At 64.7% G+C, this 13,314-nt stretch carries 11 protein-coding genes; 2 read left to right on the forward strand and 9 right to left on the reverse strand.

Annotated elements, in window-relative coordinates; genetic code table 11:
- Window positions 1-9: 9 nt before the first annotated feature.
- A complete protein-coding gene (locus ACODSM_RS12210) occupies window positions 10-2,181 on the reverse strand; it encodes a 3-hydroxyacyl-CoA dehydrogenase NAD-binding domain-containing protein (protein ID WP_488805441.1) in 2,172 nt (723 codons plus the stop codon).
- Window positions 2,182-2,203: 22 nt separating this feature from the next.
- Window positions 2,204-3,409: an acetyl-CoA C-acetyltransferase gene (locus ACODSM_RS12215; protein ID WP_488805442.1), complete on the reverse strand. Its 1,206-nt coding sequence runs from the start codon at window positions 3,407-3,409 to the stop codon at window positions 2,204-2,206.
- A 146-nt stretch (window positions 3,410-3,555) separates the two neighbouring features.
- Between ACODSM_RS12215 and ACODSM_RS12220 the strand changes: the two genes are divergently transcribed.
- A complete protein-coding gene (locus ACODSM_RS12220; protein WP_225581100.1) occupies window positions 3,556-3,858 on the forward strand; it encodes a hypothetical protein in 303 nt (100 codons plus the stop codon).
- Window positions 3,859-3,942: 84 nt separating this feature from the next.
- Here ACODSM_RS12220 and ACODSM_RS12225 read toward each other — a convergent pair whose 3' ends face one another.
- The 7 genes from ACODSM_RS12225 to ACODSM_RS12255 form a co-directional block, all read right to left on the reverse strand.
- On the reverse strand, window positions 3,943-5,106 hold the full coding sequence (locus ACODSM_RS12225; RefSeq protein ID WP_488805443.1) for an acyl-CoA dehydrogenase family protein: 1,164 nt from the start codon (window positions 5,104-5,106) through the stop codon (window positions 3,943-3,945).
- Between the two features lie 127 nt (window positions 5,107-5,233).
- Window positions 5,234-6,400, reverse strand: a complete 1,167-nt coding sequence (locus ACODSM_RS12230) for an ABC transporter substrate-binding protein (RefSeq protein ID WP_488805444.1) — start codon at window positions 6,398-6,400, stop codon at window positions 5,234-5,236.
- Between the two features lie 124 nt (window positions 6,401-6,524).
- Window positions 6,525-8,381: an AMP-dependent synthetase/ligase gene (locus ACODSM_RS12235; protein ID WP_488805445.1), complete on the reverse strand. Its 1,857-nt coding sequence runs from the start codon at window positions 8,379-8,381 to the stop codon at window positions 6,525-6,527.
- Between the two features lie 170 nt (window positions 8,382-8,551).
- Entirely contained in the window at window positions 8,552-9,373 is an 822-nt protein-coding gene (locus tag ACODSM_RS12240; RefSeq protein ID WP_295944423.1) for an ABC transporter ATP-binding protein, read from the reverse strand.
- Window positions 9,370-10,209, reverse strand: a complete 840-nt coding sequence (locus ACODSM_RS12245; RefSeq protein ID WP_295944422.1) for an ABC transporter ATP-binding protein — start codon at window positions 10,207-10,209, stop codon at window positions 9,370-9,372. Before ACODSM_RS12245 ends, ACODSM_RS12240 begins: the two co-directional genes overlap by 4 nt.
- Window positions 10,210-10,214: 5 nt before the next feature.
- The gene (locus ACODSM_RS12250; RefSeq protein ID WP_209816223.1) at window positions 10,215-11,291 is read right to left on the reverse strand and encodes a branched-chain amino acid ABC transporter permease; all 1,077 of its coding nucleotides are present in this window, start codon (window positions 11,289-11,291) and stop codon (window positions 10,215-10,217) included.
- Between the two features lie 3 nt (window positions 11,292-11,294).
- A complete protein-coding gene (locus tag ACODSM_RS12255) occupies window positions 11,295-12,170 on the reverse strand; it encodes a branched-chain amino acid ABC transporter permease (protein ID WP_056059365.1) in 876 nt (291 codons plus the stop codon).
- 289 nt (window positions 12,171-12,459) lie between these two features.
- Between ACODSM_RS12255 and ACODSM_RS12260 the strand changes: the two genes are divergently transcribed.
- Window positions 12,460-13,257, forward strand: coding sequence for a crotonase/enoyl-CoA hydratase family protein (locus tag ACODSM_RS12260; protein WP_488805446.1), 798 nt, complete (start codon window positions 12,460-12,462; stop codon window positions 13,255-13,257).
- The last annotated feature ends 57 nt before the right edge of the window (window positions 13,258-13,314 follow it).

Below are 13,314 nucleotides of genomic sequence, written 5' to 3' on the forward strand. Positions count from 1 at the left end.
CCTTGTAGTTCAGTATGTCGGCCGGGAATTTTTTATAGTGTCTTTAACCTTCTCGCCTAGCTCAAACCCTTGCCCATACTTCTGCGCTAGCTCATCCGCGCGCTTGAAGAAATCCTCGATGCCTGTTCCATAGATGAACTGCATCGCCCCCCCCGTCCACGCCGGAAATCCAATCCCAAAAATCGACCCGATGTTCGCGTCATGGACGCTGGTCAGCACGCCCTCGGCCAGGCAGCGTGCGGTCTCGATGGCCTGGCGGTAGAGCAGGCGGTCCTGGATCTCCTGCACGCTCCATTCCACGCCGGGCTTTTCAAACAGCGTTTTCAGCTCCGGCCACAGGTGCTTCTTGGCGCCTGCGGGGTAGTCGTAAAACCCGCCGCCACCGGCGCGGCCGGGGCGCTTCAACTCCTTGACCATGCGCTCCACCAGCAGCTCGCCGGGCGTGGCGGTGTAGGTCTTGCCTTCGGCGGCGAAGTCGGCACGGGTCTGGTCCAGCACATGCACGCTCAGGGTCAGTGCGGTTTCGTCCAGCACGGCCAGCGGGCCCACGGGCAGGCCGGCCTGCATGGCGGCGTTTTCAATCGCGGCGGCGGGGATGCCTTCGCCCAGCATGGCGGCGCCTTCCATCACAAAGGTGCCGAAAGTGCGGCTGGTGTAGAAGCCGCGTGAGTCGTTGACCACGATGGGCACCTTGCCCAGGGCCTGTACGTAGTCGAACGCGCGGGCCACGGTCTCGTCGTCGGTGGCCTTGCCGCGGATGATCTCCACCAGCTTCATCTTGTCCACGGGGCTGAAGAAGTGGATGCCGACAAACTTCTCGGGCTGGCTGCTGGCTGTGGCCAGGCCGCTGATGGGCAGGGTGGAGGTGTTGCTGGCAAAGAAGCCGCCGGGCGCCAGTTGTGACTCGGCCTCTTGCGTGACCTTGGCTTTCAGGTCGCGGCTTTCGAACACGGCTTCGATGATGAGGTCGCAGCCCGCCAGGTCGGACGCGCTGGCGGTGGGCGTGATGCGCGAGAGCAGCGCCTGCTGCGCCTCGGCCGTCATGCGGCCCTTGTCCACGCGGGCCTGGGTGAGCTTGGCGCTGTAGGCCTTGCCCGCCTCGGCCTTCTCGGTGCTCACGTCCTTGAGCACGGTGGCAATGCCCCGGCTGGCCTGGGCCCAGGCGATGCCCGCGCCCATCATTCCCGCGCCCAGGATGCCGACCTTTTGGGGTTTGTAGCGTGGGGCCGAGCCGGGGCGCGACTTGCCGCTCTTGATCGCGTTCATGTCGAAGAAGAACGTGTTGATCATGTTGCGCGCCACGGGGCCGGTCATCAGGCGGGCGAGGTAGCGGCTTTCGATGCGCAGGGCGGTGTCGTAGTCCACCATGGCGCCTTCGACCATGGCGGCCAGCGCCGCCTCGGGCGCGGGGTAGCGGCCGCGCGTGGTCTTCTTGAGCATGGCGGGCGCGACGGTGAGGGCGCCTGCAATCTTGGGGTTGGCGGGCGTGCCGCCAGGCATTTTGTAGTTCTTGTCATCCCACGGCTGCACCGCGTGCGGGTGGGTGGCGATGTGGGCCAGGGCGGCGGGCAGCAGTTGCTCGCGCGTAGCCACCAGCTCGTGCACCAGTTGCAGCTCCAGCGCCTCTGCGGGGTTGAAGAGCTTGCCTTCCAGGATGTAGGGCTGCGCGCCCATCAGGCCCAGCAGGCGCGTCATCTTGGTCACGCCGGTGGCGCCCGGCATCAGGCCCAGCGTGACCTCGGGCAGGCCAAACTGGACCTTGGGGTCGGCCACGGCGATGCGGTAGTGGGCCACCAGGGCCACCTCCCAGCCTCCACCCAGCGCGGCGCCGTTGAGGCAGGCCACCACCGGGATGCCCAGGGTTTCGAGCGTGCGGAAATGCTTCTTCATGCGCTCGATTTCGCCAAACGCGTTGGGCGCATCGGCGGGCGTGAGGCGCATGGTGGCCTTGAGGTCGGCACCCGCAAAGAAGCTGGTCTTGGCGGATGCCAGCACGATGCCTTTAAGCGCAGCGCCCAGGCGTTCGCGGTCGCCCAGCACTTGGGCGGTGACCTCGCCCAGCTCTTGCTGCCACTGGCGGCACATGGTGTTGACGGGGGAGTTGGTTTCGTCAAACGTGATGACGGCCACTTCGCCGTCGGTGCCCTGGGCGGGGATGAGTTCGTAGCGGATGGTTTGCATGATGTTCTTGTCTCCTGCCCGTTCAGATACGTTCAACAATCGTTGCGATGCCCATGCCGCCGCCCACGCACAGCGTGGCCAGGCCGTAGCGCAGCTGGCGGCGGTGCAGCTCGTCAATCAGGGTGCCGAGGATCATGGCGCCCGTGGCGCCCAGCGGGTGGCCCATGGCGATGGCGCCGCCGTTCACATTGACCTTGTCGTGGGGCACGCCCAGCTCGCGCATGAAGCGCATGGGCACGGCAGCAAAGGCCTCGTTCACTTCAAACAGGTCGATCTGGTCGATGGTCATGCCCGCACGGGCCAGCGCCTTTTTGGCGGCGGGCACGGGGCCGGTGAGCATGATGGTGGGGTCGGCGCCGCTGAGCGCCGTGGCCACGATGCGCGCGCGGGGCGTAAGGCCGTGGGCCTTGGCGGCGGCCTCGTTACCGATCAGCACGGCGGCGGCGCCGTCCACAATGCCTGACGAGTTGCCCGCGTGGTGCACATGGTGGATGCGCTCTACCTGCGGGTAGCGCTGCAGCGCCACGGCGTCAAAGCCCATGCCGCCCAGTTGCTCGAACGATGGCTTGAGCGCGCCCAGGCCCTCCAGCGTGGTCTTGGGTTTGATGAATTCGTCTTCGGCCAGGATGGTCTGGCCGATGAAGTCGCGCACGGGAACGACGGAATTCTTGAAGTAGCCCGCCGCGCGCGCGGCGGTGGCGCGGCGCTGCGATTCGACGGCGAAGGCGTCCACATCGGCGCGGGTGTAGCCGTCCAGCGTGGCGATCAGGTCGGCGCCGATGCCCTGGGGTACGAACAGCGTCTCAGAATTGGTGGCGGGGTCTTGCGCCCAGGCGCCCCCGTCGGAGCCAATGGGCACGCGGCTCATGCTCTCCACGCCGCCCGCCACCACCAGATCCTCCCAGCCGCTGCGCACCTTTTGCGCGGCCAGGTTCACGGCTTCGAGGCCCGAGGCGCAGAAACGGTTGACCTGCACACCCGCACAGCGAAAGTCCCACCCTGCCTTGAGCGCGGCCACCTTCGGCAGCACCGAGCCCTGCTCGCCCACGGGCGAGACGATGCCCATGACCACGTCGTCCACCGCCGCCGTGTCAAAGCGGTGGCGCGCTTGCAGCTCGGTCAGCAGGCCCACCAGCAGGTCGATGGGCTTGACCTCGTGCAGGGTGCCGTCCTTCTTGCCCTTGCCGCGCGGGGTGCGCAGCGCGTCGAATACATAGGCTTCGGTCATGAATGGTCTCCGGTGGTTTCTCTAAACTTCAAGCGGGTATCGTGGTGAAGCAGCTGGGCTGGCCCACGCCGCTACAAGGTGCTTTCTGACGAGGGTGCAGTGGTTTTTGCACTATCTTTCGGCGGTTGCTATCTACATTTCTGGCTATGGAACGAAATACATCCCCTGCTTTGCAGCGCATCGCGCGCAGCGCCATCGAATACGACGACACGCGCGAAGGGTTTGCGCTGGAGCACCATGTCGTGCTGGCGGCGTCCAGCGCGCTGGCGGTGGCGGCCTTCATGGCCCCTAGCCGCAGCTCGGCGGCCATACGCGGCATTGGCGCAGGCTTGCTGCTGATGCGCGCGCTGAGCGGCAGCCAGGGTGTGCGCTCCTGGCTGAATGTGACCGACCGCCGCCCCGGTGCGCCACTCAGCCCTGAGGAAGCGCGCGCCGCCTGGTATCTGTAACGGCATTCGGCGCCCATTGGCGCGTTATGACGGGCGCTGTGCGGAGCATCGTGCACTGCGTGGCTCATGGCGCGGTGCATACGGCTATTTGCCCAGGCCCATGGCACGTGCAATCACTTCTTTCATGATCTCGTTGGTGCCGCCGTAAATGCGCTGCACCCGGGCGTCAGCATAGGCGCGGGTGATGGGGTATTCCCACATGTAGCCGTAGCCGCCAAACAGCTGCACGCATTCGTCCATCACCTTGCACTGCAGGTCCGTCGTCCAGTACTTGGCCATGCTGGCCGTCTCGGTGTCGAGCTGGTCCTTCACGATGAGTTCGCAGCACTTGTCCACAAACACGCGTGCCACCTGCACCTGCGTTTGCAGCTCGGCCAGTGTGTGGCGGGTGTTCTGAAATGACGCCACGCTTTGGCCAAAGACCTTGCGCTGCTTGACGTAGTCCAGCGTCCAGTCGATGGCCGCCTGGGCGGCAGCCACGGCGGTGATGGCAATCTGCAGGCGCTCCCAGGGCAGCTGCTCCATCAGGCAGATAAAGCCGCGCCCTTCCATCGCGGGGCCACCCAGCAGATTCTCTGCGGGCACCTTCACGTCGTTGAAGAACAGCTCGGACGTATCCTGCGCCTTCATGCCCATCTTCTTGAGGCGCTGGCCTTTCTCAAAGCCGGGCATGCCGCGCTCGACCAATAAGAGGCTGGTGCCCTTGGCTCCCGCCGCCGGGTCGGTCTTGGCGACCACGATGACCAGGTCGGCGTGCCAGCCGTTGGTGATGAACGTCTTGCTGCCATTCAGAACGTAGTGGCTGCCGTCGGCGCTCTTGATGGCCGTGGTCTTGATGCCCTGCAGGTCGCTGCCTGCAGCGGGCTCGCTCATGGCGATGGCGCCCACCATGGCGCCGCTGGCCATCTGGGGCAGATACTTTTGTTTTTGCGCCTCGGTGCCGTAGTGCAGGATGTACGGCGCCACGATCTCGCTGTGCAGGCCAAAGCCGATGCCGGTGGTGCCGGCACGCGCCAGCTCTTCCATCTGCGCCACCGAGTACAGCTTGTCGGCCCCGGCGCCGCCGTATTCCTCGGGCAGACTCATGCACAGAAAGCCATGAGCGCCGGCCTGGCTCCACACCTGGCGGGCCACGTAGCCCTGGTCTTCCCACTCGGCATGGTGGGGCGTTACCTCTTTCTCGATGAAGCGGCGGAAGCTGTCGGCAAAGGCCTGGTGGTCGGGCTGGAAGAGGGTGCGTTCGATCATGGTGGGGCAACCAGGTTATTTATGCAAAGTTACTGCTTGGTTAAATTCTGCCACTGACTGGGCCCGGATGCACCCCCTGAAACGCAAAAGCCGCCCGAAGGCGGCTTGAAGGAAGCGGATCAGGCGCTCATGGCTTGACGTAGTCGGAGACCACCTTCCACTTTCCGTCCTGGATCTGCGACAGGCGCGAGAGGTCGCTGCCCAGGCGCTTTTGCGGGCCAAAGGTGCCCTCGGCGCTGCCGAACATGTCGGGCGGGATCACCATGGTGTCCATGGCCTTGATGAAGCTGTCGGTGCTCAGGTTGGGGCCTGCCTTTTGGGCGGCCTTGATGAAGGCATCGATGGCGTTGTAGCCGTAGACCGAGAAGACGGTGGGGTCTTCATTGAACTTGGTCTTGTACTTGTTGGCCCAGAAGCGGATGGGCTGGCTGGCCTCGTCCAGGTAGGGGTGTTGCACCGTCATCGTGGCGTACAGGCCGTCCATCGGCTTGCCACCCAGCTTGTGGATGAGGTCGGTGTACGCCGCGCTGGAGCCCAGGAAGGTAGGGTTGAAGCCCGTCTTGCGCGCCTCGCCAATCGTACCGATGGTCTCGCGGATGATGGTGCCCAGGATCACGAAGTCGCATTCGGACGATTTCATCTTGGCAACCTGCGAGGAGAAGTCGGTGGCGCCACGCTTGTACGAGGTCTTCTCGGTGAAGTCCATGCCCATGGACTTGAGCGCCGCCTCGCCGCCGCGCATCACCTCCAGGCCAAACTCATCGTCCTGATAAATGGTGCAGATCTTCTTGGCGCCCTTTTCCTTGATGAGCTTGGGCGCGGCCAGGCGAATCTGGTCGTAGTAAGTGGCGGCAAACGAATATTTGAGCTTGTGGAAGGGCTCGTACATTTCCCGCGCGGCCGTCACGGGGAAGAAATTGATCACGTTCTTGCTGAACTGCACGGGCATGGCGGCCAGGTTCTGCGCGGTGCCGATGTGCGCGATCATCATGAAGATCTTGTCCTGGTTCACGAGCTTTTGCGCGGCCAGCACGGCCTTCTTGGGGTCGTAGCCCGAGTCTTCCACCTTCAGGTCCAGCTTGCGGCCGTTCACGCCGCCTTGCTCGTTGGCCTCGTCCACGCGCAGCATCATGCCCAGCCGCACCTGCTTGCCAAACCCGGCCAGCGGGCCCGACAGATCCTGGATGGAGCCCAGCGTGATGGTGTCCTTGCTCACGCCCTGGCTGGGCTGCGCCTGGGCGGAGGCACCGGCCATGGCCACGAGGGCCAGCGCGGCGATGTGATGAAACTTCATGGCACGTCTCCTTCGGTTGGATCGAAACAAAAACGATCGCTCGTTATAGAACGATGCCCGGGGTGGGGCACCAGCACTTTCCCTATCCTGATGGGCGTGGCCTGTGGTTGCTTGCCGCGCGCGCCTACAGGTACATGGCCTCGATCTGGGGGGCGTACTTCTGCTGCACCAGCTTGCGCTTGAGCTTCATGGTGGGCGTCAGCTCTTCATCCTCGGCCGTGAGCTGGGTGTCGAGCAGGAAGAACTTCTTGATCTGCTCCACGCGGGCGAACTTGGCGTTCACGCGGTCGATTTCGCTCTGGATCAGCTCCTGCACCTCGCGCGTGCGGGTCAGGCTGGCGTAGTTGGAGAACGGCACGTCGTTGTCCTGTGCATACTTTTCCACGTTCTCCTGGTCGATCATGATGATCACCGTGAGGTAGGGCAGCTTGTCGCCAATCACGACCGCGTCGGTGATGTAGGGGCTGAACTTGAGTTCGTTCTCCAGCTCGCTCGGCGTGATGTTCTTGCCGCCCGCCGTGATGATGATGTCCTTCATGCGGTCGGTGATGCGAAGGTAGCCATCGGCGTCGATCAGGCCCACATCCCCCGTGTGCAGCCAACCTTCGGGGTCGATGGTTTCAGCGGTTTTCTCGGGCTGGTTGAGGTAGCCCTTGAACACATTGGGGCCACGCACCAGAATTTCGCCCGTGGCGGGGTCGATGCGCACCTCGTTGTAGCTGGCGGCCGGGCCAATGGATCCGGGTTTGATGCGGCTGGCCGGCACACCGGTGGAGGCGCCGCAGGTCTCGGTCATACCCCACACCTCCAGCATGGGCACGCCCAGCGCCAGGTACCACTTCACCAGCTCGGGCGAGATGGGGGCTGCCCCCGTGACGAGGAAGCGGGCGCGGTGGATGCCGATGAGCTTGCGCACATTGTTCAGCGCCAGAAAGCGCGCGAGCATGAACTGCGCCTTCAGCAGGCCACCCACCGGCTGGCCCGCCAGCACGCGGTCTGCAATGCGCGTGCCCACACCAATCGACCAGGCATAGGCCGCCTGCTGCAGTCGCGTGGATTCCTTCAGGGCGATCATCACGCCGGAATAGAACTTCTCCCACACCCGCGGCACGGCAGTGAACACCGTGGGTGCGATCTCGCGCACGTTTTCGGGCACGGTGTCGGGGTTCTCCACAAAGTTCAGGCGCGCACCGGTGTAGAGCGAGAAGTATTCACCGCCCATGCGCTCGGCGATGTGGCACAGCGGCAGAAAACACATGGTCTCGTCCGCCTCGCTGCGCGAGATGAGGGTGTTGTAGCCTCGTACGGTGTAGGTCAGTGCGCCGTGTGTGTGCATGGCGCCCTTGGGCTTGCCGGTGGTGCCCGAGGTGTAGACCAGAATGGCCAGGTCTTCGGGGCGGCAGGCCTTGACGCGCTGCATCAGTGCGTCGGGGTGTTGTGTATTCCAGGCGCGGCCCAGATCGCGCAGGGCCGCAAGGCTCAGCACATCGGGGTCCTTCAGGCTGCGCAGGCCTTCCATGTCGAACACCACCACCTTGCGCAGGAGAGGCAACTGACCGCGCACTTCCAGCGCCTTGTCGAGCTGCTCGTCGTCTTCCACAAACAGCACGGTGGTGCGCGAGTCTTCACACAGGTAGTGCACCTGCGCCGCCGCATCGGTGGGGTAGATGCCATTGGCCACGCCGCCGCAGCTCAGCACGGCCACGTCGGCCAGCACCCATTCGATGTTGGTGTTGGACAGGATGGATGCACACTCACCCGGCGCAAACCCCAGCGACATCAGGCCGCCGGCAATCTCCCGCACGGCCTCGGCCGTCTGGTCCCAGGTCCAGCTCTTCCAGATGCCCAGCTCCTTCTGGCGCATCCACACGCGCGGGCCGCGCTCGGCCACGGCGTTCCAGAACATGGCGGCGATGGTGTCGCCCGCCAGCACGTCGGTGCCAGCGGGCTGGATGTGATCGAGGTCCCAAAGATTCGACATGTCAGTGGTCCACTCCGCATTGCTTCATTTGCAGCGTATGAAACTGGCGGGGCCAAGGCCAGTGCCCCCGCGCAAGGGCCGCCCCGCCGCGCTGGGGGCGTCTCCCTCCCGACTCGTGCAGCGAGTCGAGAGAGGGGGAAGGCGCGAAGCGACTCAGGGGGAGCTTCATGTCATCTCCAGGTCTTTTTCTTCTTCCACCGCCGCTCGCCCCGTACGCCTTCGTCCTTCATGCCGAGGTAGAACTCCTTGATGTCGTCCTTCTCGCGCAGGCGCTCGCAGCTGTCTTCCATCACGATGCGGCCGTTCTCCAGCACATAGCCGTAGTCCGATGCGTTGAGCGCCATGTTGGCGTTCTGCTCCACCAGCAGGATGGTGGTGCCGCGCTCGCGGTTGATGCGTACGACGATCTCGAAGATCTCCTTGGTGAGCTTGGGGGAGAGGCCCAGGCTGGGCTCGTCCAGCAGAATGAGTTCAGGGTTGGCCATGAGCGCGCGTGAGATGGCCAGCATTTGCTGCTGGCCGCCCGAGAGCAGGCCCGCATCCTGCGCGGCGCGCTCCTTCAGGATGGGGAAGTAGCCGAACACTGTCTCGATGTCGCGCGCTACTGCGTCCTTGTCGGCGCGGGTGTAGGCGCCCATCAGCAGGTTGTCGCGAACGGACAGCAGCGGAAACACCTCGCGCCCCTCGGGCACATGCATGAGTCCCCTGCGTACGATCGCGGCTGGGTCGTTGGCGGTGATGTCGGCGCCCTGGAATTCGATGGAGCCCTTGCGGGGGTCGATGATGCCGCTGATGGTCTTGAGGATGGTGGTCTTGCCCGCCCCGTTGCTGCCCAGCACGGCGGCGATCTCGCCGCGCCGCACCTGCAGGCTTACGCCCCGGATGGCTTTGATGGGGCCGTAGGCGCTCTCCACGTTCTGCAGGCGCAGCAGGGGCTGGTCGGCGGCGTTGGCCGCTGTGATGGTGGCGGGGGTGGACAACACGGCGCTCATGTGCGGACTCCCATGCTGGAACCCGCTGGGCGGCGCAGGTTGCTCACATCGTCGATGGTGCCCAGGTACGCCTCGATCACCCCTGGATGCGTTTGCACCTCGCGCGGCGTGCCCATGGCCACCACCTCGCCCTGGTTCATGGCCAGCACGCGGTCGGACACCTTGGACACCAGCGACATATCGTGTTCCACCATCAGCACCGTGATGCCCAGCTCGTGCTGGATGTCCTGGATCCAGAAGGCCATGTCGTCGGTCTCTTCCACGTTCAGGCCCGAAGAGGGTTCGTCGAGCAGGAGCAGTTGCGGCTCGGTGCACAGCGCGCGGGCCAGCTCGACCACCTTGCGCACGCCGTAGGGCAGGCCGGCCACCATGGTGTCGCGGTAGTGCTGCAGGTCGAGAAAGTCGATGACCTGCTCGGCCTTCTCTCGCGCCTGAACTTCGCCCTCGCGCACCTTGCGCGTGAAGAACATCTCGGCCCACAGGCTGCTGTGCTGCCGGGTGTGGCGGCCGATCAGCAGGTTGTGCAGCACGCTGGCGTGCTCAAACAGCTCGATGTTCTGAAACGTCCGTGCAATGCCCAGGCCCGCCACCTTGTGCGGCGGCTGGTCGGTGAGCGGCAGCATGGCGCCGCCGGGGCCCGCATAGGCAATGGTGCCGGTGGTGGGCGTGTAGATGCGGCTGATAAGGTTGAATACCGTGGTCTTGCCCGCGCCGTTGGGGCCGATGAGGGTGAACACCTCGCCGCGCCGCACGTCAAAGCTCACGTTGTTGACCGCCAGCACGCCGCCAAAGCGGACGCTCAAGTTCTGGGCCGAAAGCAGGACTTCGTTGGTCATCTCTGTCATTTCAACCTGTCGGATTTTTGGAAAGACTTCTGCCGCTTGAACAGGCCCTTGCGATAGAACGGGAACATCTGCAGCCAGGTGCGTACCTTGAGCCAGCGGCCATACAAGCCCATGGGCTCGAACAGCACAAACGCAATCAGCACCGCGCCGTACACCACCGCCTGCAGGCCGGGCGACTGGCCGATGGAGTCCGGCAACCAGTCCTTGCCCAGGGAGATGAGCTGCGGCATGGAGATCAGGAAGATCGCGCCCAAAAAGGCGCCGTGCACCGAGCCCAGCCCACCGATCACGATCATCAGCAGCAGGTCGATGGACTGCAGGATGTTGAACTGGTCGGGCGAGATGAACTGCAGCTTGTGCGCGTACAACGCCCCGCCGATGCCTGCAAGCGCGGCCGATATGGAGAACGACAGCGTCTTGTAGCGCGCGAGGTGGATGCCCATGCTCTGCGCCGAAATCTCTGAATCACGGATGGCGACAAACGCGCGGCCTGTGGGCGAGCGCAGCAGGTTCAGGATGGCGAGCGTGCTCACCACCGCAATCACCAGACACAAGAAGTAGAACGACTCCGTGGTCTCGAACGAGTAGCCCGCGATCTGTGGCGGCACCAGGTGCTTGCCCGAGTTGCCACCCGTTACCGACTCCCATCGCGCGAACACTTCTTCGACGATGAACCCGAACGACAGCGTGGCCATGCCCAGGTAGATGCCCTTCACGCGCAGCGCGGGCAACCCCACCACTACCCCCACCGCAGCCGACAGCCCCGCCGCGCAGGCCAGCGACAGCGCAAACGGCCAGCCCATGCCCGTGAGTACCGCTTGGGTGTACGCCCCCACCCCCAAAAACGCCGCATGCCCTAGCGAGAACAGCCCCGTGAAGCCCGCCAGCAGCATCAGCCCCAGGCCCACGATGGCGTAGATGAGCACAAAGGTGAGCTGAGCCAGCCAGTATTCAGGCGCCACCCAGGGCGCGGCGACGAGGGCCAGGCACAGGAGGCTGTACCAGAACACATGGCCGCCATGCTTGGCGAGGCGAATGTCTTGCTCGTACGAGGTCTTGAAGAGAAAGCGCATGGGTCAGACTTTCTTTCTCAGCTTCTCGCCGAAGAGTCCATTCGGTTTGACCATCAGCATGATCAGCACCACGATGTACGCGGCCGTGTCCTTGAATCCATCGGGCAGGTAGAAGCCCGAGAGCGATTCGACGATGCCGATCACCAGTCCGCCGACGATGGCGCCGGGCAGGCTGCCAAAGCCCCCCACCACGGCGGCCGGGAAGGCCTTGAGACCGATCAGCCCCATGTTGGCGTGCACGAAGGTGATGGGCGCCAGCAGCAGGCCCGCCACCGCCGCCACCGCAGCGGCAAGCCCCCAGGCCAGGCCGTTGAGCCGCTGCACCGGAATGCCCATGTAGTACGCGGCCAGCTGGTTCTGCGACGACGCCTGCATGGCAATGCCCAGCTTGCTGTAGCGGAACATGGCGAACAGCAGCACGCACAGCACGCCCGTGGCGCCAATCACCACCAGCTGCTCGGCGTTGAGCACCAGCGCACCGAGGCGAAACGACAGGTCCTTGTAGGGCACGGGCAGCGTATGCGTCTCGGTGCCGATGTTGGGGATCATGGTCACGAGCCCGCGCAACACGTAGCCGATGCCGATGGTGAGCATGACGATGGAGAAGGCGGGCTGGCCGAGGATGGGGCGAATCACGGCGCGCTCCAGCACCACGCCAAAGCAGCCCATGGCCAGGATGCTGGCCAGCACCGCCACCCAGAAGGGAAAGCCCAGCACCGTCATCAGTGCCAGCCCGCAGAAGGCGCCGAGCATCATGAGTTCGCCCTGGGCAAAGCTCACGGTCTCCGTGGCCTTGTAGATGAGCACAAAGCCCAGCGCGATCAGGCCGTAGATGCACCCCTGGGAGACACCGCTGATCAACAGTTGCACAAATTGCACACTGGCTCTCCAGATTGAGACCTGAGCCGGTGGGCGCAAAGCGTGTGGCGGCTGGCAGCACGCACTTTGTGAAACCCTGTGGGCACAAGACCTGCAGAATATTTTTACAAAGCGATTGCTTTGCATAAATAATGGTGCACGTGCCCGGCACAGACCGCACTCGGGGCTAACCCTGATGGGGGCCTGTGAGCAGGTTGCGGCGCATATTGACGCAGTGCTGCACCCTGCGCAATAGGAATAACGTCGGGTGGGAGCGCAGGTTTTGGGCCCCCCGCCACAGGAGACGCACATGTCGGTAGAGGTTGAAACGCAAGGTGGTGTCACGCTGGTGACATTGCGCCGGCCCGATGTGCGCAATGCCGTCGATGCCGCGACCGCCCACGCGCTGCATGCAGCCTTTGTGGCCTTTGAGCAAGACGACAGTGCCCATGTGGCGGTGTTCCAGGGGGCTGGCGGGCATTTCTGTGCGGGCTGGGACCTGCAATCGGGCGCGCGTTTGCTGGGAGACGGCGTCACGCCCGAGGCGCTCGCAGACACGCTGGACTTCACGGCCGATACCGTCCACCCGCCCGGGCCCATGGGGCCCAGCCGTCTGCAGTTGTCCAAGCCGGTGATCGCGGCCATCGAAGGCGCGGCGGTGGCGGGCGGCATGGAGCTGGCGCTGTGGTGCGACCTGCGCGTGATGGCAGAGGACGCGTACATGGGCGTGTTCTGCCGTCGCTTTGGCGTGCCCCTGATTGATGGCGGCACCGTGCGGCTGCCGCGCCTGGTGGGCCTGTCGCATGCGCTGGACTTGATCCTGACCGGTCGCAAGGTCGAGGCCGACGAGGCCCTGCGCATGGGCCTGTGCAACCGCGTGGTGCCCGCAGGGCAGGCGCGGGAAGCCGCCCTGGCGCTGGCCCACCAGCTGGCTGCCTTTCCGCAGCCCACCTTGCGCGCCGACCGTGCCAGCGCGCTGGCCGCTGAGGGCTTGCCCTTGCAGCAGGCGCTGCTGCAGGAGTGGGCGGGTGGTCGCGAATGCCTGGCCGAGGCGCTGCGCGGAGCCTCGCGTTTTGCGGCCGGGCAAGGGCGCCACGGCGAGTTTTGAGCCAAAATGGCCGCAGGTGCTTGTGTATCAAGCGCCAGCAGCTATAAAAACAGGAGT

The sequence above is a fragment of the Acidovorax sp. FG42 genome (assembly GCF_057809195.1).